Source organism: Bradyrhizobium uaiense, from assembly GCF_010811875.1.
In the GTDB taxonomy this organism is placed as follows: Bacteria; Pseudomonadota; Alphaproteobacteria; order Rhizobiales; family Xanthobacteraceae; genus Bradyrhizobium; species Bradyrhizobium uaiense.
In genome coordinates, this window is the sequence record NZ_VKHP01000125.1 from 1 (window position 1) to 26,770 (window position 26,770).

Annotated in this window: 27 protein-coding genes and 1 pseudogene; 24 read left to right on the plus strand and 4 right to left on the minus strand. The window is 60.6% G+C overall.

The window, feature by feature from the left end:
* From FNJ47_RS26380 to FNJ47_RS26440, 13 genes are all read left to right on the plus strand, one after another.
* Window positions 1-787 (plus strand): biotin/lipoyl-containing protein (locus FNJ47_RS26380; RefSeq protein ID WP_163158380.1); only part of this gene is annotated, 787 nt, incomplete at its 5' end.
* Between the two features lie 631 nt (window positions 788-1,418).
* Window positions 1,419-1,778, plus strand: a complete 360-nt coding sequence (locus FNJ47_RS26385; protein WP_163158382.1) for a VOC family protein — start codon at window positions 1,419-1,421, stop codon at window positions 1,776-1,778.
* A gap of 46 nt (window positions 1,779-1,824) precedes the next feature.
* A complete protein-coding gene (locus FNJ47_RS26390; RefSeq protein WP_236000108.1) occupies window positions 1,825-2,352 on the plus strand; it encodes a flavin reductase family protein in 528 nt (175 codons plus the stop codon).
* A 299-nt stretch (window positions 2,353-2,651) separates the two neighbouring features.
* The gene (locus FNJ47_RS26395) at window positions 2,652-3,521 is read left to right on the plus strand and encodes a branched-chain amino acid ABC transporter permease (protein ID WP_163158384.1); all 870 of its coding nucleotides are present in this window, start codon (window positions 2,652-2,654) and stop codon (window positions 3,519-3,521) included.
* A complete protein-coding gene (locus FNJ47_RS26400) occupies window positions 3,505-4,536 on the plus strand; it encodes a branched-chain amino acid ABC transporter permease (protein ID WP_347341715.1) in 1,032 nt (343 codons plus the stop codon). The genes FNJ47_RS26395 and FNJ47_RS26400 overlap by 17 nt, the downstream gene beginning before the upstream one ends.
* Window positions 4,533-5,258 carry an ABC transporter ATP-binding protein gene (locus tag FNJ47_RS26405; RefSeq protein ID WP_163158386.1) on the plus strand — a complete coding sequence of 242 codons (726 nt, stop codon included), beginning with the start codon at window positions 4,533-4,535 and terminating at the stop codon, window positions 5,256-5,258. The genes FNJ47_RS26400 and FNJ47_RS26405 overlap by 4 nt, the downstream gene beginning before the upstream one ends.
* Before the next feature lie 55 nt (window positions 5,259-5,313).
* Window positions 5,314-5,970, plus strand: coding sequence for an ABC transporter ATP-binding protein (locus tag FNJ47_RS26410; protein WP_236000109.1), 657 nt, complete (start codon window positions 5,314-5,316; stop codon window positions 5,968-5,970).
* A 164-nt stretch (window positions 5,971-6,134) separates the two neighbouring features.
* Window positions 6,135-6,902 (plus strand): enoyl-CoA hydratase/isomerase family protein, encoded by a 768-nt coding sequence (locus FNJ47_RS26415; protein WP_163158390.1) that lies wholly within the window; start codon window positions 6,135-6,137, stop codon window positions 6,900-6,902.
* Window positions 6,903-7,685 (plus strand): creatininase family protein, encoded by a 783-nt coding sequence (locus FNJ47_RS26420; protein ID WP_163158392.1) that lies wholly within the window; start codon window positions 6,903-6,905, stop codon window positions 7,683-7,685.
* A 201-nt stretch (window positions 7,686-7,886) separates the two neighbouring features.
* Window positions 7,887-9,017, plus strand: a complete 1,131-nt coding sequence (locus FNJ47_RS26425) for an LLM class flavin-dependent oxidoreductase (protein WP_163158394.1) — start codon at window positions 7,887-7,889, stop codon at window positions 9,015-9,017.
* 27 nt (window positions 9,018-9,044) lie between these two features.
* The gene (locus FNJ47_RS26430; RefSeq protein ID WP_050401602.1) at window positions 9,045-9,824 is read left to right on the plus strand and encodes an enoyl-CoA hydratase/isomerase family protein; all 780 of its coding nucleotides are present in this window, start codon (window positions 9,045-9,047) and stop codon (window positions 9,822-9,824) included.
* Window position 9,825: 1 nt separating this feature from the next.
* A complete protein-coding gene (locus FNJ47_RS26435) occupies window positions 9,826-11,697 on the plus strand; it encodes an AMP-binding protein (RefSeq protein WP_163158396.1) in 1,872 nt (623 codons plus the stop codon).
* 137 nt (window positions 11,698-11,834) lie between these two features.
* On the plus strand, window positions 11,835-13,067 hold the full coding sequence (locus FNJ47_RS26440; RefSeq protein WP_163158398.1) for an ABC transporter substrate-binding protein: 1,233 nt from the start codon (window positions 11,835-11,837) through the stop codon (window positions 13,065-13,067).
* A gap of 63 nt (window positions 13,068-13,130) precedes the next feature.
* Here the strand turns inward: FNJ47_RS26440 and FNJ47_RS26445 are convergent, their stop codons facing one another.
* The gene (locus FNJ47_RS26445; RefSeq protein ID WP_225643874.1) at window positions 13,131-13,994 is read right to left on the minus strand and encodes an AraC family transcriptional regulator; all 864 of its coding nucleotides are present in this window, start codon (window positions 13,992-13,994) and stop codon (window positions 13,131-13,133) included.
* A 434-nt stretch (window positions 13,995-14,428) separates the two neighbouring features.
* Here FNJ47_RS26445 and FNJ47_RS26450 point away from each other — a divergent pair, with 434 nt between their 5' ends.
* Window positions 14,429-14,836: a hypothetical protein gene (locus FNJ47_RS26450; RefSeq protein WP_236000110.1), complete on the plus strand. Its 408-nt coding sequence runs from the start codon at window positions 14,429-14,431 to the stop codon at window positions 14,834-14,836.
* A 423-nt stretch (window positions 14,837-15,259) separates the two neighbouring features.
* Here FNJ47_RS26450 and FNJ47_RS26455 read toward each other — a convergent pair whose 3' ends face one another.
* The gene (locus FNJ47_RS26455; RefSeq protein ID WP_347341716.1) at window positions 15,260-15,727 is read right to left on the minus strand and encodes a MarR family winged helix-turn-helix transcriptional regulator; all 468 of its coding nucleotides are present in this window, start codon (window positions 15,725-15,727) and stop codon (window positions 15,260-15,262) included.
* 287 nt (window positions 15,728-16,014) lie between these two features.
* Between FNJ47_RS26455 and FNJ47_RS26460 the strand changes: the two genes are divergently transcribed.
* The 9 genes from FNJ47_RS26460 (at window position 16,015) to FNJ47_RS26500 (ending at window position 25,460) form a co-directional block, all read left to right on the plus strand.
* Window positions 16,015-18,273: a xanthine dehydrogenase family protein molybdopterin-binding subunit gene (locus tag FNJ47_RS26460; RefSeq protein ID WP_163158400.1), complete on the plus strand. Its 2,259-nt coding sequence runs from the start codon at window positions 16,015-16,017 to the stop codon at window positions 18,271-18,273.
* Window positions 18,274-18,275: 2 nt separating this feature from the next.
* Window positions 18,276-18,725 carry an SRPBCC family protein gene (locus FNJ47_RS26465; protein WP_163158403.1) on the plus strand — a complete coding sequence of 150 codons (450 nt, stop codon included), beginning with the start codon at window positions 18,276-18,278 and terminating at the stop codon, window positions 18,723-18,725.
* Between the two features lie 2 nt (window positions 18,726-18,727).
* Entirely contained in the window at window positions 18,728-19,603 is an 876-nt protein-coding gene (locus FNJ47_RS26470; RefSeq protein WP_163158405.1) for an FAD binding domain-containing protein, read from the plus strand.
* Window positions 19,600-20,079, plus strand: coding sequence for a (2Fe-2S)-binding protein (locus tag FNJ47_RS26475; RefSeq protein ID WP_163158407.1), 480 nt, complete (start codon window positions 19,600-19,602; stop codon window positions 20,077-20,079). The genes FNJ47_RS26470 and FNJ47_RS26475 overlap by 4 nt, the downstream gene beginning before the upstream one ends.
* The gene (locus FNJ47_RS26480; protein ID WP_236000111.1) at window positions 20,076-21,329 is read left to right on the plus strand and encodes an FAD-dependent monooxygenase; all 1,254 of its coding nucleotides are present in this window, start codon (window positions 20,076-20,078) and stop codon (window positions 21,327-21,329) included. The genes FNJ47_RS26475 and FNJ47_RS26480 overlap by 4 nt, the downstream gene beginning before the upstream one ends.
* A 31-nt stretch (window positions 21,330-21,360) precedes the next feature.
* Window positions 21,361-22,077, plus strand: a complete 717-nt coding sequence (locus FNJ47_RS26485; RefSeq protein ID WP_163158409.1) for an isochorismatase family protein — start codon at window positions 21,361-21,363, stop codon at window positions 22,075-22,077.
* On the plus strand, window positions 22,074-22,886 hold the full coding sequence (locus tag FNJ47_RS26490) for an alpha/beta fold hydrolase (protein WP_163158411.1): 813 nt from the start codon (window positions 22,074-22,076) through the stop codon (window positions 22,884-22,886). Before FNJ47_RS26485 ends, FNJ47_RS26490 begins: the two co-directional genes overlap by 4 nt.
* A gap of 60 nt (window positions 22,887-22,946) precedes the next feature.
* Window positions 22,947-23,999, plus strand: a complete 1,053-nt coding sequence (locus tag FNJ47_RS26495; protein WP_163158413.1) for a 2,5-dihydroxypyridine 5,6-dioxygenase NicX family protein — start codon at window positions 22,947-22,949, stop codon at window positions 23,997-23,999.
* A 168-nt stretch (window positions 24,000-24,167) separates the two neighbouring features.
* Window positions 24,168-25,460: an MFS transporter gene (locus FNJ47_RS26500; protein ID WP_163158415.1), complete on the plus strand. Its 1,293-nt coding sequence runs from the start codon at window positions 24,168-24,170 to the stop codon at window positions 25,458-25,460.
* Between the two features lie 335 nt (window positions 25,461-25,795).
* Here FNJ47_RS26500 and FNJ47_RS26505 read toward each other — a convergent pair.
* Window positions 25,796-26,095, minus strand: a pseudogene (locus FNJ47_RS26505) (DinB/UmuC family translesion DNA polymerase); the annotation flags it as partial.
* 86 nt (window positions 26,096-26,181) lie between these two features.
* Between FNJ47_RS26505 and FNJ47_RS26510 the strand changes: the two are divergent.
* A complete protein-coding gene (locus FNJ47_RS26510; RefSeq protein ID WP_163158419.1) occupies window positions 26,182-26,517 on the plus strand; it encodes a hypothetical protein in 336 nt (111 codons plus the stop codon).
* 44 nt (window positions 26,518-26,561) lie between these two features.
* On the opposite strand, the gene FNJ47_RS26515 is transcribed toward FNJ47_RS26510, so the two are convergent.
* A partial coding sequence (locus FNJ47_RS26515; protein ID WP_163158421.1) for a hypothetical protein occupies window positions 26,562-26,770 on the minus strand: 209 nt, incomplete at its 5' end.

The window sequence follows — 26,770 nt, forward strand, 5'->3', positions numbered from 1 at the left end:
TGCGCTCGACGCTTTCTATGTCGACGGCATCAGGCACAACATTCCGTTCCTGTCGGCGTTGATGAACCATCCACGCTGGCGCGAGGGCCGGCTCTCGACCGGCTTCATCGCCGAGGAATTCCCCAAGGGATTTTCGGCGCGCGCGCCCGAGGGCGAGATCGCGCGGCGTCTCGCGGCAGTGGGCGCTGCCATCGATCACGTGCTGGGCGAGCGCAAGCGGCAGATCTCGGGCCAGATGGGCGGCCGCGTGGTGCTGCGCGAGCGCCGCCGCGCGGTGTGGCTCGAGCGCGCCGAGATCGCGCTCGATGTCGCGCGCGAGAGCGATGCCATCACCGTGCGCTTCATCGGCGCCGACGGGCTGCCCGGCAATCCGCACAATCTGGTGTCGAGCTGGGTGCCGGGCGAGCCGGTCTGGCAGGGCACCATCGACGGCAACTTCGTCGCCGTGCAGGTGCGGGCGATCAACAACGGCTTCCGCCTGGCGCATCAGGGTTTTGAGGTCCCGGTCTATGTCTTCACCGAGACCGAGGCGACGTCCGCGCAGCTGATGCCGGTGGTCTCGGCCGCCGACACCGGCAAGAAATTGCTGTGTCCGATGCCCGGTCTCGTGGTGTCGATCGCGGTGACCGAGGGCCAGGAGGTCAAGGCCGGCGAGACCTTGGCAGTCGTGGAAGCCATGAAGATGCAAAACGTGCTGCGCGCCGAGCGTGACGGCACGGTGAAGAAGATCCACGCCGCCGCCGGCGCCACGCTCGCGGTCGATGCGCTGATCCTGGAGTTCGCCTGACAATAGGGATCGCGATCTTCGCATTCTACCGCGAGGCGATGTCGGTTAACCCAAAGCGGTAAAACGGCGACCGCCCCATATGCAACGGGCTGCGGGGATCAAGGTTGACCAATTTTGCGCCTGCATCTGGCTTTCAGTCGGCGCCACATCAACGCGAAGCGTAGTTCCACGACACGAGAGAGCGAGCATCCTGAAAGCCTTGTTCATGCGACATGTGACGGCTCAAGAATCGAGCTTGTTCGCAGATGCGCGAATGCGCCGGCAGGGTTTAATAGCGGAAAATTCGGTCGTCGGATAACTCGCGAGCTGCGCAAGCGCTCACCAGCGGCGGGTTGACATGGATGATCAAAGGAGAGCGCCAGGAATCGCAATCGGCGCAAGCGATGATACGCGCCCGAACGCTCTGCCGAAAGGCGGCAGGGTTTCGAATGACGTCATGAATCGTCTCTCGTCGTCGCATGCACTGGAAGTTAGATAAGCCGGCCCCGATAGCCTGCAGCATAATATGCTGATGGGCGATGCGCGGGGTGAAAACATCGAACATTAATGCCGACCGCGCGGCGCAAGTATCATCAGACAAGCGTGGCCGGAGGTCACGGATTGATGATGCGCTCGGAATTGAAAGCAAGCGATGAAGCTCAAGCACATCTATCTTACCGCCCAGGAACCTGAAGCGTTAGCCCGCTTCTATGAAGCGCTTGGACTGGCGATCCGCTTCGCCGACGGCGCCAAATGGATTCAATTCGCCGGAGAGAAGGCCGCCTTCTGCATCGCAGGCCCCGGAGAGTCGGCCTCCGAAGGGGCTCGGAACGCGGTCGTCGTATTTGAAGTGGATGATCTGGAGCTGACACTCGATCGGGCCCGCGCCCTGGGAGCCGAGATTTTCGGCGAAGTGCGGGACATGGGGGCGCATGGCCGTGTGGCTTGCTTGAAGGATCCGCAAAACAACACGATCCAGCTCTTTCAGGTATCGAACAAGCAGGGCGGCTAGCCGGCTCCGGACAACTCGGTTCGAGCATTTGCGGGAAACTATCACCATGAACTTCCGAGTGTCACCGATGCCAAACCAACCATCCCCGGTGTTCAGCAGTGCGGAATTCCGGAGCGCAATGCGCCACGTGCCCGGCGCGGTATCTATCGTGACGACGGGTGTGCGACCGGGCAGGCACGGTTTGACGTTGACGGCTGGGTGCTCATTGTCAACTGAACCATCGAGCGTGCTCGTTTGCGTCAACAAGTCCGCCGGTGGCCACGAGACAATCAAGCAGAGCGGATCATTTTGCTGGAACATTCTCACGGCGGATCACGCTGAGCTCGCAAAGAAGTTTGCCGGGCAGGACGGAAGCAAGGGCGACATACGCTTTGCTGACGGTTTGTGGCGTCAACTCACGACAGGCGCGCCGAGCCTCATCGAGGCAATTTGCAGCTTCGACTGTCGCGTCTCCGGTTCGTACGATGCCGGCAGCCATACGATCTTCGTCGGCGAAGTTGTTGCCCAAACAACCAACCTCGATCGCGAGCCGCTTGTCTACGTAAACGGCGAGTTCACCGTACCGAAGCGTTAGAAGGTCCCGCGCATGGGCTGCCGAATGAGTGTCGCACTCAGTGAGAATAGCGCCCGGACACCGACCGAGAATGCGAAGCAAAGGCTCAGGTCATAGCGTCTGGCGGCCAAGAGGATATCTGTCACAAACGCAGGAGAAATACCAATGCGGGGGACCATGTTCGCTGACCAGCTCAGGTGGGAATTCAACGCCGGCGTGGTCTCGATCCCGCCCGAGCGCGGCCGGCCGCGGCTAGCGGCGTGCCTGAGTGTTGCGGTGTCCAATACCCGGCATTCGCTCGCGCCAGTCAGTGATTGCTGATGCTCTCGCTCTGGCTCAATGTTCTTGCGAGCGGCATTCTGCTCGGTCTCGTTTACGGCCTCGTCGCGTTGGGCCTGACCATCATATTCGGCGTCATGCGCGTCGTAAATTTTGCGCACGGCGAGATGGTCGTGTTCGGTGTCTACATCGGCTACTGGACGGTTCGGCTGTGGAACGTGCCAATCATCGTGGCGGCAGCTATCGCTGCGGTCGTGATGTTCGCCTTCGGATATCTGCTGGAAGCGCTGATCGTGAAGCGGTTCGTGAACCGGCCGCATCACTATCAGTTCATTGTTTTCATCGGCCTGTCGTTGCTCTTTAGCGGCACCCTGTTGGTCGCGTTCGGGCCGGATCCGCGTCCAACTGCCTCGCAGCTGTCCTTCCAGACCGTATCTCTCGGCCTTGTGACGCTCGACCTGGCGAGAGTGCAGGCGGCAGCGACCGCCGGGCTGCTTATAGCTCTGCTCGGAGCGTATCTGAAGTTCTCCCCGTTCGGCCGCTCGCTGCGGGCGGCGGCGGACAATCGTTTGGGCGGTCTCATCGTTGGACTGAACATTCCACGAGTTTATGCGGTTACCTTTGGCATCGGCGCAGCTTGCGCAGGGGTCGCCGGCGCCCTGATATCTCCCCTGTTCGACGCTCAACCATATCTCGCCGTCGATTTCACTCTCCTTGCTTTCGTGACGGTCATCGTGGGCGGGCTCGGCAGCTTCGGCGGAGCTCTCCTCGGAGGTCTGGTGATCGGCGTCGCCGAAGCAATCGCGGCGTTGATGTTCACGCCTTCGATGAAGACGGCGCTTCCTTACGCGCTCCTGATCATCATCCTGGTTTTCCGTCCGAGGGGGTTTTTTGGTGCAAAAGAAATTTGACCGTGGGCTGGAAAGGACACGGTGGCTTGCCGGGATAACGGTCTTCGCTGTCCTGGGATTGGTCGGGTTGCTGGCAAACCCCTACGTCATCTCGCTGATGACGATCGTATTGTTGTTCACCTTCCTCGGACAGTCCTGGAACTTGATGCTTGGAATCGGCGGGCAGCTATCGATCGGTCACGCCCTTTTTGTCGGGCTGGGAGCCTATTCCGTCGGTGTCCTCTACGTGAAGTACGGCATTTCGCCATGGGTCGGGCTCTTGACCGGAATGATCCTGGCGGGATCCGTTGGCGCGTCGATCGCTTGGTTGAGCTTCCGGTTCGAGGTTCGCGGTATCTATTTCGCGCTGCTCACGATTGCTGCCGCCGAGTTCGCCAGGATCATGTTCAGTGGCTGGGAGTTCGTGGGCGCAATGCAGGGATTGTTCTTTGCTGCGCCAACAGGCGGGATCGAGATCTCCATGCTTCGCGGCGATGCCCGCTTTTACTACTTTGTCGCGCTTGCACTGGCGGCGTTGGGAATAATCGGAACCGAATTTATTTCACGATCCTATCTCGGATACGTATGGCGGGCGATGCGCGACGACGAATCGGCCGCACGCGCGCTCGGCGTCCGGACCTTCCAGCACAAGATTCTCGTGATCTCGCTATCGGCTGCAACGGCCGCCGCGGGCGGCGGCGTTCTGGCGCTCGTTCAAGGGTCGATATTCCCGGACTCGATCATGGGGATGGGGCTATCGGTAGACGTCCTGATAGGGCCCGTGGTCGGGGGGCTGGGGACTACGTTCGGTCCGCTGGTCGGGTCGCTCGCCGCGATTCCGCTCAATCACCTGATGAGCGCGCTCGGCGACAGTCTTCGGATCCCGGGGCTGAACAATATTACCTATGGTGTTGTCCTGATCTCGGTCATCTGGTTCCTGCCAGACGGCATCTGGCCGGCGATTGTGCGTCTTTGCAAAGCTATCCAGGGGCCACCCACGGCATGGCTGTGGCAGTCCCGAAAGGTCGAAGAATGACAACCCTGCTCGAGGTCGAGAACCTGTCCCGATCGTTCGGAGGCCTGGTCGCGGTGAAGGATGTAAGCTTCTCACTTCGAGCGGGGCGGATCACAGCGCTGATTGGACCGAATGGAGCGGGAAAGACGACATGCTTCAACCTGGTCGCTGGTGCCCTGAAGCCGACCAGCGGCCGGGTGCTGTTCGAAGGCCGCCAGATCGACAATTCGCCACCCGAGACTGTTTGCAGGATGGGCATCGCGCGAACATTTCAGATCGTGCGGCCGATGCGTGAGATGTCGGTGCTTGAGAATGCCATGATCGGAGCCTTCAGCTGGACCAGAAACGTAAGCGAGGCCAGATCGAAGGCGTACGAGTCTCTTGAAAGCGTTGGTCTGGCCGCCAAGGCCCACGCGAGGACGGATCAATTAACGCTGCCGGACCGGAAGATGCTGGAAACGGCCAAGGCGTTATCGACCCGGCCCAAATTGCTGTTGCTGGACGAGGTTATGGCGGGTCTGCGACCGACCGAAGCTGCGGGTATCGTAGGCGTACTGCAGAAGCTTGCCGAAGGTGGATTGACGATCCTCCTTGTCGAGCACGTCATGCGCATCGTGATGGAAGTTGCCTCGCATGTGGTGGTGCTGCATCACGGCGCCAAGATCGCAGAGGGACCTCCCGAAGAGGTGGTTGCAGATCCGAAAGTCCTCGAGAGCTACCTGGGGGCAGGCTTCCATGCTTAGTGGTGCGCTTTTGGCGATCGATGGACTTTGTGTCGCGTACGATGGATCCTGCGCTTTGAACGGCGTCTCCCTGCAGATCCACAAAGGCGAATTGATCTGCGTCGTTGGCGCGAACGGCGCAGGGAAGACCTCACTCATCAGATCAATCTCGGGCATCGTTCGGTCGTCGAGCGGTGTCATCAAGATGAACGGTGTTGATATCACCGGGATGCCGCCATGGGAGATCTGCGAGCGCGGCATTGCCCAGGTCGCGGAAGGTCGACAGATCTTCGGAAGTCTTTCTGTGGAAGAAAACCTGTTGCTCGGAGGGGCGCTGAAGCGCGCGAAGACCGGGCAGTCCGAAACGCTCGACTTCGTTTATCAATTGTTTGAGAAGCTTCGTGAGCGCCGGGGGCAATTGGCCGGTACGCTATCGGGCGGCGAGCAGCAGATGCTGGCTATCGGCCGTGCAATCATGTCAAAGCCCGAGGTCGTCATGTTTGACGAGCCTTCCATCGGGCTGTCGCCCGCCCTGACGGACGTCATGTTTGGTGTGGTGAAGTCCCTGCACGAGCAGGGAGCCACGGTCCTGCTGGTAGAGCAGAATGTTGCGAAATCGCTTGCGTTGGCCAATCGCGGCTATGTTCTGGAGAACGGCTCAATCGTGCTCCACGGATCCAGCGACGAGTTGCTGACCAATCCCGAGATTCAGCGCGCTTATCTTGGATTGTAACGGTCCTGAATGGCGGGACTAGCCCGTCATCCGAAAAGGCGGCCGAGCAATCGCGGCAGAAGATGCCGCGAAATAGCTCGGGCACGACCATTTGTGTCGAGCAACGGCGTCGGGGATAGGGTGTACCGCAATCAATTCCACAAGGCCTCGCTTAGGCTATTTCTATGGAAGCCGATGACGCAATTCTGATCGAACGCGACCGCGATGTGGTCACCATGACCATGAACAGGCCGCCGGCAAACGCATTGAATAACGCCCTTGTTGGCCGGCTGCTGGACACGTTTCGCGCATTATCTCGCGAGGTGTCGCCGCCGGGCATTGTCCTGACAGGCCAGGGCGAGCGCTTCTTCAGCGCGGGCGGAGACATAAAGGAGGTCGCCGGCATCGAAATATCACGGCCTCGGATGAGGAGCTTCCACGCGCTTCTTTGCGAGATGGAGAGATACCCCGGGCCCTTCGTGTGTGCCGTGCGTGGATACGCCGTCGGCGGGGCCTTAGAGTTTCTTCTTCACGCCGACTACGTCGTAGCGAACCATGAATGCAAGGTCGGGTTCCCGGAAATCAACCACGGCCTGTTGCCTGCAGCCAAAGGAATCCGGAAGGCAGTGCAGAAGCTTGGGCTTCGTGAGGCGCAGGCATTGCTCTACTGGGGCGACTTGACCGACGCCCAAAGGGCACGCCAAATTGGGGCGATCAACGAGATCGCAAGCACCGCGGAAGTGATGGTGAGGGCCGCGGAGGTATGCAGGTATCTTCGTGGAAAGGAGCGCAAGCTTTTTGCGGCGATCAAGCGTTCGCTGAACCTGACGGGCCAAATGGACGATGCTGCGCTCGAAGCGGTGACGATCGAGGATCTCGCGGCCTATCTGGTAGACGATAGTTCGGCACAGGCGCGTTCGCGCTTCCTGTCGAAACAGCCAAGGAAAGCGTGAATGACCGCACCGGCATTGCCTGACGAGCTCCGCCTTGAACTGATGAGCTTCGAACAGGTATCGGCTGCCCTTGCAGCGGGGGCATCGACCGTCCTGATACCCTGCGGAGCTGTGGAGCAACATGGACCGCACCTTCCGCTCTGCATGGATGCGGATCATGCAGACGCCATCGCGGCGAGGCTGGCGCGGCATCTGGGACGCGCCCTGATCGCGCCCACCATCAAGGTCGGCTGTTCAGCCCATCATTTGGTCTTCCCGGGGACGATCTCCATTCGCCCGGAGACGTTCGAGTCGATCTGTCTGGATTATTGCACAAGTCTTGCGAGGCACGGCTTCAGGCGCATTCTGCTGTTCTCGGGGCACATCGGGAATTTTCCCGCGCTCCGGGACATGCTTCCCCGGCTGAGACGTGCCGTTCCGGCAGACGTCGAGATCGACGCGTACTGCGATGCAGTCGCCTGGATCGAGAGATGGCGAAGCGCCGTCGAGCAAGCGGGTGGTGACCCGAATGCGGTTGGAGGACATGCCGATATCGCGGAGACGTCGCTCATGATGTTGCTCCGCCCCGACAGCGTTCGGCTCGATCGGTTCGAGGTCGGGCATCTCGGTGCGCTATCCGAGGAGCAGCTTCAGGCAATGTGGAGAAACGGCATCAAGTCCGTCACCGCCAACGGCATCATCGGCAACCCGTTCGGCTCGACGGCCCGGATCGGCGAGCGATGTCTCGAGGCGATAGCAGATCTTCTGGCCGTCTCGTTTGGAAGCCGAAGCAACGTTGTCTGAATCTCTCGTGCTCCTCCGCCGATGAACGCCGAGAATGATTGTCGAGCCACGCTCAGCGGCGTTGTTTGCGAAAGGGCCAAGCGTCGACTGCTCACAGCACAAAATTTGGAAAGTCATGTAACTTTGGGGCGCATTCGAACAAAAATGTTGCCGCGCCCATGAAATGCTTCGCCATCTTGACACTCCATGAGGATCCAGAAGATGGCACTTACGTTCGGGTTTTGGTCGGAGCAAGAAACCCAGGTCGGGCAGAGCTATGCCCGCCGACTCCATGAACTCGTGGACGAGGTGCGTCTGGCGGAAAAGGTCGGATTCGACTGCGTCGCGCTCTCCGAGCAACACGTTGCACTCAGCGGTATCTCGAGCTCCGCGCCGGAGGTCGTCTACGGGTATCTTGCAGCCGTCACGTCGCGCGTGAAGCTGAGGTCAGCGGTGACGCTGATGCCCCAGAAGATCAATCATGCCTTGCGATCGGCGGAGCGATTGGCAGTAACCGACATCCTGTCGCATGGCCGCATGGAATTCTACGCCGGCCGGGCCAACACGACCATCGCCATGCGCGCCTTCAACGTTGATCCGAGCGAAACGCTTGCTCAGATGGAAGAAGGTATCGCGCTTCTGAAGAAATCGATGCGCGAAGATATTTTCACCTTCGAGGGCAAGTACTACCAGATCCCGCCGCGGATGCTGGTGCCCAAACCGATGCAGAAGCCGCATCCGGTGATCGGCATCGCTGCGACCAGCGAGCGGAGCCACAGCTGGGCCGGATCCGAAGGCCTCGCGGTCATGAGCAACTGCATCTACCAGGGATGGGAGGTCCAGGAAAAGCTTCTAAACACTTACCGTCGCGGCTGGAAGCGTGACGAACAAGGTCCGCTCGATCGGCCGCGCATCGGCATTCCGCTTTTCTTCGGCATCGGGTCAACCGATCAGAAAGCGAAGGACGATTACGCCGAGCCCCTCATGCACTATGCGAGGATTTCAACGGACGCCTATCCACGTCTCGCGAAGCTCGCCGACGACTATGCGTATATGAGCGAGAGCGTGCCGGCCATGGAGCGCGCGGGAAAGGACTGGGACTACTTGCTCAACCACTCGGCGACAACGGTCTGCGGAAGCCCCGACACCGTCATTCGTCAGATCGAGAAGTTTCAGGCGATGGGCGTCGACGAGGTGCTTCTCCATCTCGACTCCGTCAATCACGAGAAAATCATGGAAGCGATCGACATGTGTGGCCGCTATGTGATCCCCCACTTCAACGACAGAAACAATGTCGTCCGGCCTACGGAAGATATTCTCGGACAGATCCGCGCCATGCGACCGCAAAAGTAAGCCAACCGGAACCAACGGAAGATAGCCATGTCGAAGCAGAACTACAAATATCTGATCGTCGAGAAGCGGCCGAGCGGTGTCGCCATCGTCACGATGAACCGGCCGGAGATCCTCAATGCCATCAATTGGGATATGCACAGCGAGCTCGAGCGGGTCTTCGTCGAGCTGGACGAGGACAAGGCGGTGCGCGCGATCGTTCTGACGGGGGCTGGACGGGGGTTCTGTTCGGGCGGCGATCAGAAAACGCTCGACAAGAGTCCGATCCCGTCGCCGACCCGGGGCGGACGCCATCTGATCCGGAACATGCTGGAAGTCGAGGCGCCGATCATCGCCGCGGTCAACGGCGTCGCGGTCGGTCTCGGGGCAACTCTCGCCTTGTTCTGCGATGTCATATTCGCGAGTCCGGCCGCGAGGTTTGCCGATACGCATGTTACCGCAGGCGTGGTCGCGGGCGATGGCGGCGCGGTGATGTGGCCACTGTTGATGGGGCCGGTCCGTGCGAAGCACTACCTGATGACCGGTGACTTCATCTCCGCGGAAAAGGCCGCGTCCATCGGCATGATCAACGAGGTGATTTCGAACAGGGACGTCAAGGATGCTGCAATCGAGTACGCAGAGATGCTCGCGAGCGGCCCAAGAGAATCAATCATCTGGACCAAGTATTGCGTGAACAAGATTATCAAGCAGTACGCGCATCTGCTCCTTGACACCTCGACCGCCCTCGAGACGATCACCTTTGCCGCGCCCGACCGGCGCGATGCCGTTGCCGCCTTCGCTGAAAAGCGCAAGCGCTTCGCGGAGCGTTGAGGTGAGCGCCGAGAGTTTTGCGTCGGGCGCCCAACTCGCCGACGTGACCATTCCGCAACTCCTGAGCCGGCGGAGGGTGGAGCTTTCTGACGAGATCGCTTTCAAGCAGAAACGTCGCGGTGAGTGGATCGCCACGACCTGGAAGCAGTATTCGGACGAGGTGGCCAAGTTGGCGGCCACTCTGCAAAAGGCTGGCTTTGAACGCGGCGATCGCGCGGCGATCATGGGGGATGTGTCCCAGGAATGGCTTCTTGCAGACATGGCGATCATGTGTGCCGGCGGCATCATGGTCGGCGTCTACTTCACCTCATCGGCGGAGGAGGTCGGCTATTATCTCGGCGACTCCGGAACGTCGTTCATGTTCGTCGGGAGTGAACTTCAGCTCGGTACCGTCCTTGCATCGGGCCATGCGGACCAGCTGAAAAAAATCATCGTGCTCGATCCCGCGTGGAAGAAGACAGGCGGGCCGGCGAACGTCGTCTCTCTTCATGATTTCTGGAGCGAAACATCGGTTGACGCCGACATCTTTCTGCAGGAGCAGGTCGCGAAAGCAAAGGCGAGCGACCTGACCAGCATCGGGTACACGTCCGGAACGACGGGATTTCCGAAGGGAGCGATGCTGACCCATCTGTCGCTGCTCGCCGGCGCGCACAGCGTAACCCTATTCACGTCGAAGTTGCGCTCCGATGTCCACCGTGTCGTCGTGCACCTGCCGATGTCACACACGGTGGCACGCGCACAGGCAACGACACTGCCTCTGCTCATCCGCCTGGTGCCGTATTTCGGCGAGAACAGCGCAGAGTTCGCTCAAACGGTCAAGGAAGTGAAGCCGACCTACTTCATGGCTCCGCCGCGGTTCTTCCAGCGGTATGCCACCCAGATCCTCAGCAAGGTTCACTCCGGGTCCGAGAAGCAGAAGCAGAACTATCAGCTCGCGATGACCATCGCCCGCAAGGCCCTTGATGATCGTCAGGCCGGAGGCGTGCCGGATCCGTTCATTTCCAGCCTCTTTGCCGTGTGCCAGCAACAGGTTTTCCGTCCGCTGCTTGGCGAGGTCGGGTTCGAGGAACTCACGGTTACATACACTTCGTCCGCGGCGATGCCTCCCGAGCTGATGTCGCTGTGGCAGCTATGGGGATTGCAGCTGAAGGAATGTTACGGACAGACGGAGCTGGTCGGCGCCAATCTGGTGCAGATGGCGGAATGGCCGGAAGCCGGCACCGTGGGCATACCCCTGCGGGATCCGGCTTGGGAGACCGCTGTTCTCGAAGACGGGGAAATGATTGTCAGGGGACCCGGACTCTTTGTCGGTTACTGGAATAAGCCGGAAGAGACCAAATCCGCTCTGCGCGATGGCTGGCTCTACACCGGGGACATCGTGGATGTCGATTCGACGGGCCTCTTCAGGCTGGTCGATCGAAAAAAGGAGATCATCAACACTTCCAATGGAAAATCAATCAGCCCGACGCAGATCGAAAACGAACTCAGGCGCAGCCCGTTTATCTCTGAGGCGGCTGTGCTTGGAGAAGGAAAGAAGTACCTCACCGCGCTGATCGAGGTGAACGCGACCGCGACGACGGATTGGGCCAGATCGCACGGTCTTCGCATCGACCGGTACTCGGAACTGGCGAACTCCGAAATCGTGGTGCGGATGATCGAAGCAGAGATCGGCAAGGCGAATGGCAGGCTCGCCAGGGCCGAGCAGATCAAGGCGTTCCGGATATTGCCGGAAGAGCTTTCTCCCGAGAACGGCATGATGACGCCGACTCGAAAGAAGCGTCGCAAGCAGATCATGGAGAGGTATCGGTCGTTGATCGATACGCTTTATGACGAGAGCGAAGACAACCTCGTCAAGGCGGAAGTCAGACCCTGAGCCAAGTCACGCGGGCGGCGCATCTCGTAAAGCGCCGAGCGCGAGTGCTTGTCCTGGCGCGATAGTGCCTCACTGTTCGTTGAGCGCGCCTGTCAGACCGTATCGATATTCCTGCAGCCAACCAAAGGGGGAACTACATGAGAAAGCACAGCCAAAGCGGTTTGACCCGCCGGTCCTTGATCGGTAGCGGAATTGGCGCCGCCGTCGGGTTCGCATCGTGGCAGTCAAGAGCGGCCACCCCGGCCAAGGTCCGCGTCGGCGCAATCAATCCGAGCAGTGGCGTCCTGGCTTTTCCGGGGCAGGCTTGCGTACGCGGCATCGATGTCGGTGCGAAGTTCGCAAAGGAAAAGTTCGGTATAGAGCTGCAAATCATCCATGCGGACACACAAAGTAGGCCGGAAAACGGACGGATTGCCGCCGAGAACCTGATCAGACAGGGGTGCACGGTACTTATCGGCGCGTGGGATTCCGGAGCGACCATCTCCGCGCTTCAGGCCGCAGAGGCCGCAAAAGTGCCTATGGTCGTTCACATCGCGAGCGCGACCCAAGTGACCTCTCAAGGATTCACCGAGGTGTTCAGGTACTACCCGACGTCCCTGACAATCGTCAGGAAGTCCCTCATGGAGCTGAAGTCACTCCTGTCCTCGATCAAGGACGCTCCAACAAGCGCCGTCGTCATGCACCTCAACAATACGATGGGACAGTCGACCGCGGCGAGCATCGATCAGGCCTGGAAGGAGGTCGAAGTGCCTCTCAGGATTGCCGAGTATATTCCATACGATGAAAGAGCCAAGGATCTCTCGGTCGAGGTTGCAAAAGCCAAAGCGTCAGGCGCGGACGCGTTGGTCTCCGTGACGCGTGTCAACGATGCCATCATGATCATTCGGGAATGCACCAAGCAGGGGTGGAATCCCAAGATGATCTTCTCACCCAACTCGAATGGCGCGCAGGACAAGGCGTATTATGACGCGTTGGGGAAGTACGGTGACGGCGCGATACTCTCGACCCTGTGGTACAATCCGAAGGCGCCCGACGCCGCGGCGATCTTGAAGCGATTTGCGTCCGATTATCCAAATGACTGGGTCGACGGGAATTCAGGGTGTGCCTTCGAAGCTGTTCAGATCGTTGCGGACGCCGTAAGCCGCGCCGGTTCTTCCGAGTCCGCTGCGATCCACGCCGCGCTTAAAGCAACGGACATGACGCCTATCCTGATGTCCAGCGGCAAGATCAAGTTCGACGCCAATGGCCAGAATATGGGCAGCGACGTGACCATCCTTCAAGGGCAGAACGGGAAGCCTCGCGTGGTGGCGCCGCAGTCGGTCGCCGAAGCTGCTCTCCAATACCCTCTCGTCCCATTCAACTCGCGATAGGAGACGCCGCGAGCTGCGGCCCCAGCGGGCGATGTTGGGGTCAGGGCTCCCGGGCGAAGGGCTTCAAGCCAAGGGCTCACGGCCTACGAAACTGGATCGCTCGGCAAGAAAGCGGCGCGGGCTCTTGCCCATTGCCTTCTTGAACATGGTTATGAAGGCGCTGGGGGTCTCATAGCCCAGATCGAGCGAGACGGCCTGAACGGAAGATCCCGCAGACAGCCTCTGCAGCGCGACGAGGATGTGAAGGCGCTGTCGCCAGCGTCCGAACGTCATCCCGGTTTCCTTCAAGACCAGGCGGGCGAAGGTCCGAACACTCATCGCATATCGGGTCGCCAGTTCGTCGATCGTGCTGCGATCGCCGGGGTCATTGAGCAGCGATGCCGCGAGATGCTGAAGCCGGCTGTCGGTGGAGATGGGCAAGTACATCTGTTCGGTGGACATCTGCACCAATTCGTCGAGCAGCACGCGTCCGAGCCGGCTGGTCGGCCCCTCGACCGGATACAGGGGAGGAAAAACGGAGAGCCGATGGATCAGTTCACGGACGAGCGATGATATCGTGAATGTGCAGCATGTGCTCGGAAGTGTACTCGCCTGCGGATCGATGAAGACGACGTAGACCTTTCCATTGTCCGAGACGCAATTGCTGTGCATGACGCCGGCCGGTATCCACACGGCTCCCTGTGGCGGAACGATCCATAGTCCGCCGGGGGCACGACACATCACCGATCCATGTGAAGCGACTACGAGTTGCCCTTTCTTGTGTGAGTGGAGCGGAAGCTCGTCGTTGTCTTCACCGGTTTCGATGCAGAATGAGGTGATCGGCCGATCGAACTGATCCGGATCAATCGGATCGTAGTTGATCCGAAGCTCGGGCAAATTCATTCTGGCAAAACCAGGATCCATTTCGGACGTGGATAACATGCTCATCGAATTCGCTCGTTATTGGCTACGGCTCCCGCAATTCAGGAGGCGGAGATAAGGGGCGCGCCTGGAGTCCGGGTGACGATAGCGCTCGGGGAAATGCTCGTCACCGAAAAGTAACGCGAGGAAGCAAGAATCTGATCCTGCGGGTTAGCCTCGTTCCTTCCCGGATGATGACTGTCACGGCCGCTCATCGCCGGGCTCCGCGATGGGGAAAGCAGCCGGGAGGCTCAACGCAGGAAGCTGCTGGGGACAAGACGCGTCTCGCGGCGCCAGACCGCGCACCGCCCCGACGGTAGAAAATGCCGCGTTCCCGCGTCAATCGGCTCCGCCGATCGCGCTTTCACGGTTGTCCGCAAGGGTTTTCGCCAGAAAATGCCGCGACCCCCGATGCTAGCAAGGAACTGTTTCGCGGAAAGCCGGCACGGACGTGTTGCCGATTGGAAGGCGAAAGCCAGGCCGCGCAGGCTGTATCATCGAAAGACCGAAGGCGGCGCCGGGCGATCGTTCGGGGGCAATTGAATATGGCGGAGGATAATCGAACTGTCTTCAGCATATCCCTGAGCGCTCAGGAGCTGGAGTTCGCGGCGGCATGCCGTGACTTTGTTCTGCAGAAGAAACCCGAGCTCAGATCGTCCATCGTTGTAGCGGACAGTATGCTTTCGATCGCCGACCAGCCACATGTCCGGCAAGCATTCATGGAATTGGGCCTGGCTAGATTGGTCCGCGTTCTGCGGCTCGCGATCGTGGGTAAAGCGATTGCGATCAGGAGAGTCCCCAGATTGCTGTTCGATCTCGCGCGCTTCAGGACAAAAATTGTCCGGACCCTGCGCAGACGCGCGGGATAGCCGTTCAGGGAACGGCGCCGATCGATCGTGCGATGAAGCCGGCATTCGAAAGATGGCCGGTGATGGGCTCAATCAATTGTTGTGATCGGGTCGTCGTCGGCTATCGACCGACTGGCCTCCGGTTCATCCAGCATGGCGCGGACCGATATGGCTCATCCCGGCCTTGTCACGCGAAAATGCCGGAAATTAGCGCGACTCGGTCTTCTTCAGCACAAAATGCCGGGCGGCATACCGGATAGTTCTGCCGCTGAGATCGTTCGTTGGGCTGTCTTCGATCGAGATCCGCGTTCGGCGTTTGCGAAGGATCCACATCCTTCGCTTCCTCCCTGGACTTGGCCCGGCTCGTGCCGGGCCATTTTTTTGCTCGGCGGCGGCTGAAGCGTGTGGGATCAGCTTGTCGGCCGCCGGTTCAGCGCTGTGGGCTCAGCGGCGTATGATTTTCTTGAGGATCTCGGTCAGGGTCCGAAATTCTTCCCTCGTCAAGGGGGCGAATGTCTCGCCGGAAATCCCGCCAATGGTCTCGATCGCAGCGTCCGCCGTCCGCCTCCCTTTGTCCGTTAATTCGATCTGCCGTCGTCGTGGATCCAAAGGATCCTTGGAGCTCTTGATCAGCCCGCGCGATTTGAGGCGATTGATGACGCCAGTGATCGTTGCTGAATCATAGTGGATCAGTCGTCCCAAGTGATTTTGAGAACATGATCCGACTTCCCTCAGTTTCGCCAGCGTCGAGAATTGGGGTGGGGTCAGTTCTTCGATCATTTTCGCGACAAAGATCGATGTGTGGGTACGGAGCGCGACGCGCAACAGGAATCCTGGTGCATCGTCCAACCTGTAAGACTGTGCGGCCTCGTTCGGCTTCTCCGTCGGAGTCGTCTTGGTTTTCGGTTGCACGATTTTCGTCCTCTTGCGGCACTTGGCCGTGGCTCGGCTTGAACAAAGCTGGATGGCTCGGCCTCGGAAGTCCCGAGTTGATCATTTGTGTACATTCGTTGCTTCCAAGAATCCATGCCGTCTGACCGCGAGCGCGATCCGTCCGGTGCGCCAGAAGAAATCACTCGCATACGAGTGCAGAGCTTGCATACGAGTGATAATTGGGATAGGGGTTGAGGACTGCCCCCTGGGAGGAGCCGCGCAGGCTTCCTGACCATCGGCGGCGACCTCGCACCCCGGATCCGAGCATGTCGGTGACTGACAGCATGAGTGCCGTACGACCCGACCTCATCGAGAAGGTTACGGGGCGGGCAGAATACGTTACCGACCTCGTGATCCCGGGGATGCTGCACGGCTTTGTGGTTCGTTCGCCGGCTACTCACGCGCGCATCTCGTCGATTGACGCGAGCGTCGCCAGGTCCGTACCCGGCGTCGTCGACGTGTTAATCGGAGCGGATGTCGTCTCGTTCGGTTGCTGGGGTGTCGTGCTCAAGGACCGGCCGATCATGGCTATCGACCGAGTCCGGTATGTGGGCGAGCCGGTCGCAGTGGTGATCGCTGAGACCATCGAGATCGCCGAAGTCGCCGCGGAGCTTGTCGACATCGCGTACGACGAACTCCCTCATGCAACGACCATCCGTGAGGCGATGATGGCGGATGCGCCGCTCATCCATGAGCATCACGAAAACCTCGAAGACTTCTACTTCAAGGGCGGCGCCCGGCCGACACCGAGCAGCAACATTTTTCACACTTACAGGAACGACGTCGGAGATGTTGACGCTGCGGAGGCGGTCGCGGCGTACGTTCACGAAGACCACTTCACTTTTCCGGCGATCTCGCATTTCGCGATGGAGCCGCATGCGGTCATCGCCGACTTCCAGGGAGACTCCCTGACGGTCTGGGCAGGTGCGCAGACGCCGACCGCGGTTCAGAAGGTCCTGTCCAGGCTGTTTGGGCTGGCGCTGGCCAAGGTCCGCGTGATCGTCCCGTTCGTTGGCGGGGGATTTGGCGGCAAGGCATCCGTCAAGATCGAACCCTTGGTCGCCGCCGCGTCCTGGAAGGTGCGGCGCCCGGTTCGTGTGGCTCAATCCATGGCCGAATCGATGCTCACCTGCCGAAGGCTCGGCGCTGACATCACGATTCGAACCGCGGTCGATGCCAACGGACGGATCCTCGCGAAGAGCGCGAGGCTTCTGCTCGACGGCGGAGCGTATTCAGATACGGGCTCAGCAGTCGCCACGAAATCGGCGAATCGCATCATGGGGCCATACGTGGTGCCGAACATGCGGCTCGAAGCATGTGCGGTTTACACGAACACCATCCCTGGCGCGGCATTCCGCTCAATCGGTGGCCCGCAGGCGGTTTGGGCCAAGGAATCGCACATGGACAATGTGGCTGCGGCAATCGGCATGGACCCGACCGAGTTTCGCATGCTGAATCTGGCCTCCCGTGGCGAGCGCATCCGCCCCGACCTGCGCGCGCTCGACATGGACATGAGCGAGTTGATCGGCCGGGTGACGCGGTCGTTCGCGCCGGACGCGCAACCCTCCAACCGCAAGGCGCATGGATTGGCGCTTGCCGCAACCGATCCGGCGAATACGCCGATCAGCAACGCGATCGTGCGTCTCAAGATCGATGGGTCGATTCTCGTTTCGGTCTCCAGCATCGAGGTTGGTCAGGGTGCGCACGCGACGATGGCCCAAATCGCGGCGCAGACATTGAAGCAGAAGGTGTCTGCGGTCACCGTCCTGCGCTCGGATACAGCGGTCGCCCCTTACGACTGGGGTACCGGCGCGAGCCGCTCGACCGTTGTCGTCGGCCTCTCTGTCGAGAGCGCCGCTCTCGACGCAGCCGATCAGATTCTCGACATGGTTGCCGAGGTCTGGGAACTTCCCCGCGACGGCCTGTCACTCGTCGAGGGAGGCGTCTCGACCGGTCCAGACGTTCTCACTTTCCATCAGATATTTCACCGCAGCCTGGGTGTCGATTCGGGAGAAGTCGTCGGCCGCGGCGCCATCACGCCGCGTTCGAAGAAAGGCTCCCTGGCGGAGTCACCTCTGTTCTGGGAGACATCCGCGGCTCTCGCAGAGATCGTGGTCGATGAGGAAACCGGCGAGATCCGTGTGCCTCGGTACGCCAGCGCCGCCGACGTCGGTCGTGTGATCAATCGCGTCGCTGCGGAAGGTCAGGATGAGGGCGCTGCTGTCATGGGGCTCGGTCACGCGCTTCACGAGGCGCTCGAGTTCGAGGACGGGCAACCCGTCAACGCGACGCCGATCGATTATTCGATACCGCGGATCACCGACGTGCCGCCCTCGTTCGACACGATACTTGTCGAAAACGGCGACGGCCCCGGGCCTGGCGGCGCCAAAGGAATGGGCGAGGGAGCGATCCTGCCGGTCGCACCGGCGATCGCCAACGCGCTGTTCGCCGCCTACGGCATCCGAATCACCGATCTGCCAATGACACCCGAAAAAGTGTGGCGCGCACTCCAGAAGAGGAACTGAACATGGAATTCAACATGTCAATGGCGGTGCCGGCGACCCCGGCGCAGCTATGGAGCACGCTGCTCGACGTTCCACGCATATCGAGCTGCATTCCCGGGTGCGAAAGCGTTGAGGAAATCCAGCGGCTTGCGGCCTACAAAGCAACCGTCAAACAGAAGATCGGTCCTTTCAAGCTCGAAGTGCCCGCTGACATCATCGTTGAATCGATCACCGAGCCGTCTCACGTGCGCACCCGCGCTACGGGCCGCGACAAGATCACAGGAACGCGGCTGGCCGTTGTCCTCGACGTGACCGTCACGCAAGCCGGTTCTGGGTCCACATTTGCCGTGGACGCGAAAGTCGACGTGCAGGGCCGGCTTGCGACCATGGGGTTCGGCATCATCAAGCGCCGGGTCGATCAGAACTTCGAAGAGTTCGAGAAGCGGCTCAAAGAAATGCTGGGCGCGACCTGATCATGCTGCCGTCACCCTTCCAATTCGAGCGGCCTTCGACAATTGCCGACGCCGTGCGTGCCGTCGGCGAGTCCGGCGATGGCATGTTCTATGCTGGCGGAACCGAATTGCTGCTCGCGCTGAAAATGCGCGTCATCCGTGCAGATCGCCTCATCGACATCAAGGGTATCCCTGGGCTCGATTGCATTGCCGTCAACGGCATGAACGAGATCGAGATCGGCGCGCGCTGCACGCACAGGAAGATCAGCGGCGATCCCGTCATCCGCGAGCACGTGCCGGCGCTCGCATCGCTCTGCGCCGAGGTGGCAAACATCAGGGTCCGGAACGTTGGAACAATCGGCGGCAATCTCTGCTTCGGAGAGCCTCACGCCGATCCGCCGACGATGCTCGCCGCCCTCAACGCACGGCTGGTGCTCGTGGGATCCCGGGGCACGCGTGAAGTTCACGCTGATGATTTCATCCGAAGCGAAATGGAAACGGTACGCGAACCTGACGAGCTGCTGAGAGTGATCGTGTTCCCGCGGCCAGCAGGACCGGTAACTTATCGCCGGTTCAAGCATGGTGAGAGGCCTTCCGTGAACGTTGCGATGACCTGGTCGCTGAACGCCGACGGGAACACGATCAGGAGCGCCCGTGTGCGGGTCGGTGCGCTTGGTTTGCGGCCACAGCCTTTGCCGGTCGTCGAAGGTGCCCTCCGAAACGTAGCGGTAGCAGAGGCCCGTCAGGCGATTGAGACTGCTCTTCCCGCAGCGTTGGATCAGCTTGAAGTCAACGCCGATCGGCATGGCGGGGCTGATTACAAGCGTCATCTTGCAGGCGTGCTTCTTCTGCGTAGCGCCGATGAGGCTGTCACCGCCGGCGGGAGCTGGCTGAAATGACACAGGTATTGGCGATCTCCTTCTCGTTGAACGGCAAGACGATCGCCGTCGACGTCCCGGCCCATATGCTCCTGATCGACCTCATCCGAGATCGTTTGGACTTGAAGGGAACGAAACGTTCCTGCGACATGGAAGTGTGCGGCGCTTGCACAGTCCTTCTCGACGGTGAGCCGATCTCGAGCTGCACAACGCTCGCGGTCGATGTGGACCGGCTCGACGTCACTACAATCGAGGGTGTCACGCCGCCGGACGGGCTATCCCCGATCCAGCAGGCGTTCGTGCTTCATGGCGGCCTGCAGTGCGGCTTCTGCACGCCCGGGTTCATCATGGCGGTCACGGCGCTCTTGAAGACCACGCCACACCCGACAGACGCGGAAATCCGGCACTATCTCGACGGCAATCTTTGCCGCTGCACCGGTTACACCAAGATTTTCGAAGCCGTGAAGAGCCTTGCGGGCCGGCAGGATGCCGCTTGAAACCGCGCAAGACGGCGCAGCTACTTTCTGGAGGTATCATGAGTATTGATCAGGTCAAAAAAACGAGCGTCTTGATCGCGGGCGCCGGCATCGGCGGTTTGGCGATGGCGCTATCGCTGCTCCGACGCGGCATCGATTGCGACGTTTTCGAGCAGGCGTCCGAGTTGCGTGAAGTTGGCGCCGGCCTTTGGGTCTCCATGAACGGTGTTCGTGTTCTTCGCGATCTCGGCCTCGCCGACCAAGTCGAACAGAATTGCATCGCGGCCGAGCGACGTTCCATCCGGCTATGGAACACCGGTGAAACGTGGTCCCTGTATGACCGGAGCACCGACGCAGCTCGCAACCAACCCTATCTTCTGCTGCGCGCGCACCTGTTGAAGATCCTTGTCGACGGCGTACGGCGAGCGAAGGCGGACGCCATCCATCTGAACGCCCATGTTGTCGGATTCAGCCAGAGCCGGGACGAAATTCGGGTCCGGCTCGCGGACGGCCGCGAGATCGAAGGTCGGGCGCTGATCGGCGCCGACGGTTCGCATTCGAAGGTCCGAACCGGGCTGATCGGCCAAATCGAAAGCCAGTACACCAACGCAATCGCCTGGCGTGGTCTTGTGCCGGTCGACCGCCTCGAGCCGTATCAACGGGAGCCCGTGGTGTCGACATGGATCGGGCCGACCGCGCATGTCACGGCATATCCGGTCCGCTGGCAGGACACGGAATTGATGACGTTCTCGGGGCAGGTCGATCGCAACGACTGGCTGCTGGAATCCTGGTCGGAGAAGGGGTCTGTCGAGGAGTGCCTGAAGGACTTCATGGGCTGGCATCCCGACATCATCGCGCTCGTCAGCAATGTCGAAAGCCTTCACAAGTGGGGCCTGTTCGTGCGGCCCACGCTGGCTGATTGGTCGCAAGGACGGGTCACGCTTCTTGGAGATGCGTGCCACTCCATGCTGCCATATCTCGGTCAGGGAGTGAACATGGCGTTGGAAGACGCCTCCGTTCTCGCCCGGTGCCTCGAGCAGCACCCCGACGATCCAGCGAGAGCTTTCCAGACATATCAGAGCCTGCGCCTGGATCGCACAACCAGGGTTGTGAACTCCGCGGCCGGGATGCTGCCGATCTTTCATAACTCGGCGCTCTCCAGGGCCGAAACGGCGGGAGACTACATCAGGACGCAATGGGCGCCGGAAGCGACCGCCGCTCGTTACGACTGGATCTACCAGTACGACGCGACCGCCGTTCCTCTTCATTGACATTTCTCCCCACGAGCACCGGTGCACAAGGATGATCGGCAAAGAGCAGCCCTGGGACAGGGTGATACCGCTCGAAGAGCGCGAGACCTATGCAATCGCAGGATTAGGTGGCGCGGCTGGATTCGGCAAGCGGCCCGCGCTGCTGGTGATTGACGTGCAGTACCGCTCGGTCGGTGACCGGCCGATGCCGATCCGCGAGGCGATCAAGCAATATTCAACCAGCTGCGGTGAGGCTGGTTGGCAGGCCATAGCGCAGATTTCCGATCTGATACGGTTGTTTCGCGGCAGAAGATGGCCGGTGATATTTCCGCATGTCGCCTGCAAGGTCAGCCATGACCAGGGGGCATTCGCGGCAAAAATCCCGGGCATCATGCAGATTCCGCCCGAGGGCTACGACTTTGTTCGCGAGGTGGCTCCAGAGCCGGGAGAACTGCTGCTGCCAAAGACGCAGGCAAGCGCATTCTTCGGCACCCCGCTCACGACGTATCTCGTCGGGGCCGGGATCGATTCACTGGTGGTGACCGGCTGCACGACCAGCGGCTGCGTCCGGGGATCGGTCGTCGATGCCTGCGCGCTGAATTTCAAATCGATCGTGCCGAGCGATGCCGTCTACGATCGTTCGCCGACCTCGCACGCCGTCAACCTCTTCGATATAGCCAGCAAGTACGCAGATGTGATGCCCACCTCGGAAGTCATCGAGCGGCTTCATGCGCTGCCGGCTGATCGTACGCAGGATCGCCCGGCATGAGTGTCCCCCTGGTCCCCGGTCTGCTCTACGGCGCTCACGTGCGCGCAAACGGCATCCGCCAGCATTACCTGCGCTTCGGCGGAGCCGGTCCTGCCATCATCATCGTCCCGGGCATCTCGACGGCCGCGGCACAATGGGCGTTCATCGCGGAACGTTTGTGCATCGGACATGACGTCTATGTACTCGACGTCCGGGGGCGCGGCCTTTCCGAAAGCGGACCGCATCTCAATTATTCGCTGGATGCCTGCGCTTCCGATCTGGTCTCGTTCGCCGAGGCGCTGGAAATAGGCGCGTATACCCTGCTCGGCCACTCCATGGGCGCCCGGATCGGAATTCGTGCCGCGCGCTGGCGGCCATCGTCCATAAGACAGTTGATCCTGGTCGATCCACCGGTCTCCGGCCCCGGACGTCGCGCCTACCCAAGTCCGATCGGGCCTCTTCTCAAGCTGCTTCATAGCGCAAGCCTTGGAGAGGCGGACGCGGCGCTGCGAAGCCCGTCCGCGCCGCGCTGGCCCGAAAAGCACATTCGTGCCCGGGCCGAGTGGATGCACACCTGCGATGAGCGCGCCCTGATCGAAAGTCACAAGGGCTTTCATCACGATGACATTCACAATGATCTCGCCAACCTCAGCGTCCGCACTTGGCTGCTCGTTGCAGGCAAAGGCGACGTCATCCGTCCCGAAGATGAGAGAGAGATTCAAAGATTATTGCCGTCCATCGAGATCAAGCGACTGGAGAGCGCAGGTCACCAAATGCACATCGACGACACGGAAGGCTTCCTTTCGATCGTCAGTGACGTCCTCGCCTGACCCCTCGAAAGACCGGTCGGAGCGCTGCGAATACATGCCTGGCAAAGGAGATGACTGAAGATGACCCGGCAACGCATCGATGTTGAAATGCTCGAACTGTTCAAGGCCGAACTTGCACTCTGCAAGGTGAGGGAAGGCGAGGTTGTGGCTGTCCTGAGCGGCGGCGAGGATCAGTCGGAGTATGCCCAGACGTTCATGCTGGCCGCGCGGAGCCTTGGCGCGACAACCTTCCACCTCAATGTTCCAAAGTACGGCCAGAGCAAGCTTGCGGGCCAGCAGGGCAGGCACGCGCTGAGCGGCAACCAGCCGGCGATCGACACGCTCAAGCGCGTGGATATGGTGATTGATCTTCTGGGCCTGCTGTTCTCGCGCGAGCAACTCGAAATTCAGGGGGCGGGCACGCGCGTTCTGCGCGTAATGGAGCCGTTCCACATTCTCAAAAAGATGTTCCCGACTGAGGATCTCCGCCGGCGGACCGAGCTCTCACGAACGCTCCTGCAGTCAGCCAGAACCATGCGCATCACGTCGCCGGGCGGAACGGATGTGACCTACGGCCTAAAGCAGTATCCGGTCATTTCCGAGTACGGATACACGGATGAACCCGGCCGCTGGGATCATTTCCCGTCAGGATTCGCTTTCACGCAAGCCACGGATGGGGATGTGAACGGAACTGTCGTTCTGATGCCGGGCGATATTCTCTGCGCATTCAAGCGCTACATCCAGTCTCCGGTCACGCTCACCATCAAGGATGGCTACATCGTCGACCTCAAGGGCGAGGGCACCGACGCGACACTCATCAGGAACTATATCGACAGTTTCGGCGATCCGCGGGGTTGGGCAATCTCGCATATCGGTTGGGGATCGAATGAGCGCGCCGACTGGCACCATATAGCTGCATCTCAGCAGCTCGCGTCGGAGCACATCATGAACGCGCTTTCCTTTTATGGAAACGTTCTGTTCTCGACGGGACCGAATACCGAGCTTGGCGGCACGAACGACACGCCGTGTCATCTCGATATCCCGCTTCGCGGCTGCAGTCTCTGGCTCGACGATGTCCACATCCTCGACAAGGGCGAGTTTGCCTACCCGGAGTTGAGGGCGCCCGACCGCTAGGCCCGGTCATCGAACCGGGGCCCGGAGCCGCAGTTGCGGCTCCCAATGACGCGGAAAGCGCTTCGGCGACGATCATCCACTGTTCAGCTCTTTCAACGGGAAACGCATTGCATGTCTAAAACCGTCTCAGGCGTGGAAGAATACACGGCCAGGCAACGCTATTCGATCATGATCTCGGCGATGCTGGGATACATTCTCGACTTCTACGATGTCCTGATCTTTCCGTTTCTCCTGCCCGCGATCCAGCGGTCGATGTCGCTATCGTTGACCGAAATCGGCTCTCTGCAGGCCCTGACACTCTTCGGATCGGCGATCGGCGGGGCCCTGTTCGGCGTCATCGGTGATCGCCTTGGCCGAAAGACCTCGCTTCAGCTCACGATCGCGCTGTTCTCGGTCGCGGCCATTATTTCCGCGTTCGCATGGAATTATTGGTCGCTTGCGGTGCTGCGGTTCATCACCGGCATCGGTCTTGGCGGCGAGTACGGCGTTGGCATGGTGCTCTTCAACGAGGCCTGGAAGAAAGGCAGCCGCGGCCTGGGCGCGGCTGCGCTTCAGGGCTGCGCCGTGATCGCATCGTCCACGGCGTCGATCGTCGGAATCTGGCTCATCGCGACGTTCAGCGACGAGTGGAGCTGGCGCATCGGCCTGTTGAGCGGCGGAGTGCCGATCCTGCTGATCATTTTCATCCGCTTCTTCATGCCTGAATCGAAAATCTGGCTGGAGTACGAGGCCCAACGCAAGGCCGGTCAGGCTGCAGAGGCGGCCCGCACTCTTCCCCTGGCAGATCTGTTCCGCAACAGGCTGGCCCGGCAGACCGTCACTGCCTGCGTGTGGCTGATGAGCTACATGCTTTGCTACTACAGCGTCGTCTCCTTCATTCCGACGCTGTTGCTCCGGGACATGCACACGCCGGGCGACGTCGTTCGCTCCACGGCCGTTCTTCTTTCCGTGGTCAGCGGCATCTGCTATCTCGCCAACGGCTTTTTCAACGACAGGGCCGGCCGCCGGTTCGGTGCTCTCGTGCCGGCATTATTCTGGATCGGATCCCTGGTTGGCATGGCGGTATGGGGAGGTCAGCTCTATGCCGGCTCGAAGACCGAGTGGCCGATGTTCTGGCTCTATATCGGTTTCGGGATTGGCAATGTCGCGCTCGGCGTGACGGGCGTCTGGATCTCGGAGCTCTATCCGGTCAATCTACGCGCGACGGCGGTGTCCACATTTTATATGGGGGGTCGTGGCCTTGGTAGCATCGCGCCGGTTATCGTGCCCCTTGCGGCCGCTCATTTCGGCGGAAGCCTGCTGAACGGCATGGTCGCCGTGGCTCTTCCCGCCGCAGCTACCTTCGTTCTGGCCTCTCTTCTGCTTCCTGAGACGCTCGGTCGGGATTTGTCCGCGAAGGGCTTCAAGGCCGATGCGGAATCGGAGCCGGCGATGAAGGCTGCTCCGGTCTCGAGCGTATGATGCGCTCGTGAAATGACGCGCGGCGAGATGAGTGCTTGGCGCGCTCATCGCGCCGGCTCGGCGCGGAAGGTGGCATGCGGTACTGGGCCGTCGATACGGGCAAATGACGTCTGATCGAGACCCTCAATGCATCAATCAAAACTCGGCCAGCACCGTCTTCTTCATGCGTGCCGCTGCCCCGATCGGAGGTGTTGCCGGCCGGCCGATCCTCGGCGCCCCTGCCGAACTTGTTGCAGCCATTGCGATAGCGCCGCTTCGGCAATCCGGATTTCCGCAGCGTGGCGATAGGGACGTATCGGTCGGAATTGGCGACGTCCTTGTGTCAGCCGCGACCTTCAGATCGGCAGGTCAAGTTGCGGCGCCGTATCGTCGCTCTGTAAGGACGAAAGCGAAACCCCCAGCAGCCGGACTGACCTGGAAAAGGGCATCTCGTTTTGAAGCAGCGCGATCGACAGTCGGTCGAGTTCTGCGCGGCTTGAAACCGCAGCAGGTACCGACCTGCTGCGCGTGATGATTTCGAAATCGTTGAACTTGACCTTGAGGGTTACCGTTCGGCCGCGCCCTGCCTTGTCTTCACAGTGCCGCCAGACCTTGTCGATAAGTGGCTGCAGTTCGGCGGCCAGTGTCTGGAATTCGGCATTTCGTGTCTTGGCGGCACGGGGCAGGTGGGCGCCGCGGTGGTGCACCGCTGGCTGCGGAGCCGTCATGCGCCGAAGTCGTGATGGTCAATCGCCGGGCGATCTCTCTGAGCGCTGATCCCCGGGTGCGGCAGGTGGTTCTGGATACCGCAGCTGCCGAGTTTCCATTGGAGGTGACCAAGCTTGCCCAAATCTTGATTGTGCCGGGCGATCCTGTCTTCGCGGCATGCTGTGTCGGTGTCGGTCAAGGCAGCCTGAAATGGAGCGAAGAGGAGCTGAGAGCCCTTGAGATCGGCGTGGTCGGCGGCTGGCGGCATCAGTCGGTTTGCTTTGCTCTCGGCCGTCGGAAGCACCTCGCGAAGCAGGATCCGCTATGTGCGGATCTGCTTTGGCGTCAGTTTTGCCTCTCTCGGCCTTAGTGGGCACCATCGCCTCAGCAACCCGTGATTCTACGGTGGATAGATCATCCCTTGATGATGAGGCGACCGAGGAACGCATTGCAGGCCCGCTCGGCTTCAGCGAACGTGCTGAAGGGCGATCCCGATACTTGAGCCGCAGGCATATTCAGGAAGTCGGGGCGATATGATGCAACAAAACCCGGCTCTCCATGCAAGCCAGGTCCGGTCTGGCTCTCGTTGCTGATGACGAATGAATAGTCGTCGCTGCTCGCGA

What these genes read in the sequence shown, in the direction of transcription:
- FNJ47_RS26465 (WP_163158403.1), top strand. Translation starts at nt 18,276, where the DNA reads ATGGAATTCAACATGTCAATGGCGGTGCCGGCGACCCCGGCGCAGCTA.
- FNJ47_RS26405 (WP_163158386.1), top strand. Translation starts at nt 4,533, where the DNA reads ATGACAACCCTGCTCGAGGTCGAGAACCTGTCCCGATCGTTCGGAGGC.
- FNJ47_RS26510 (WP_163158419.1), top strand. Translation starts at nt 26,182, where the DNA reads ATGGTCAATCGCCGGGCGATCTCTCTGAGCGCTGATCCCCGGGTGCGG.
- FNJ47_RS26430 (WP_050401602.1), top strand. Translation starts at nt 9,045, where the DNA reads ATGTCGAAGCAGAACTACAAATATCTGATCGTCGAGAAGCGGCCGAGC.
- FNJ47_RS26485 (WP_163158409.1), top strand. Translation starts at nt 21,361, where the DNA reads ATGATCGGCAAAGAGCAGCCCTGGGACAGGGTGATACCGCTCGAAGAG.
- FNJ47_RS26390 (WP_236000108.1), top strand. Translation starts at nt 1,825, where the DNA reads ATGAACTTCCGAGTGTCACCGATGCCAAACCAACCATCCCCGGTGTTC.
- FNJ47_RS26475 (WP_163158407.1), top strand. Translation starts at nt 19,600, where the DNA reads ATGACACAGGTATTGGCGATCTCCTTCTCGTTGAACGGCAAGACGATC.
- FNJ47_RS26500 (WP_163158415.1), top strand. Translation starts at nt 24,168, where the DNA reads ATGATCTCGGCGATGCTGGGATACATTCTCGACTTCTACGATGTCCTG.
- FNJ47_RS26425 (WP_163158394.1), top strand. Translation starts at nt 7,887, where the DNA reads ATGGCACTTACGTTCGGGTTTTGGTCGGAGCAAGAAACCCAGGTCGGG.
- FNJ47_RS26495 (WP_163158413.1), top strand. Translation starts at nt 22,947, where the DNA reads ATGACCCGGCAACGCATCGATGTTGAAATGCTCGAACTGTTCAAGGCC.
- FNJ47_RS26420 (WP_163158392.1), top strand. Translation starts at nt 6,903, where the DNA reads ATGACCGCACCGGCATTGCCTGACGAGCTCCGCCTTGAACTGATGAGC.
- FNJ47_RS26415 (WP_163158390.1), top strand. Translation starts at nt 6,135, where the DNA reads ATGGAAGCCGATGACGCAATTCTGATCGAACGCGACCGCGATGTGGTC.
- FNJ47_RS26445 (WP_225643874.1), bottom strand. Translation starts at nt 13,994, where the DNA reads ATGAGCATGTTATCCACGTCCGAAATGGATCCTGGTTTTGCCAGAATG.
- FNJ47_RS26440 (WP_163158398.1), top strand. Translation starts at nt 11,835, where the DNA reads ATGAGAAAGCACAGCCAAAGCGGTTTGACCCGCCGGTCCTTGATCGGT.
- FNJ47_RS26385 (WP_163158382.1), top strand. Translation starts at nt 1,419, where the DNA reads ATGAAGCTCAAGCACATCTATCTTACCGCCCAGGAACCTGAAGCGTTA.
- FNJ47_RS26395 (WP_163158384.1), top strand. Translation starts at nt 2,652, where the DNA reads ATGCTCTCGCTCTGGCTCAATGTTCTTGCGAGCGGCATTCTGCTCGGT.
- FNJ47_RS26490 (WP_163158411.1), top strand. Translation starts at nt 22,074, where the DNA reads ATGAGTGTCCCCCTGGTCCCCGGTCTGCTCTACGGCGCTCACGTGCGC.
- FNJ47_RS26460 (WP_163158400.1), top strand. Translation starts at nt 16,015, where the DNA reads ATGTCGGTGACTGACAGCATGAGTGCCGTACGACCCGACCTCATCGAG.
- FNJ47_RS26470 (WP_163158405.1), top strand. Translation starts at nt 18,728, where the DNA reads ATGCTGCCGTCACCCTTCCAATTCGAGCGGCCTTCGACAATTGCCGAC.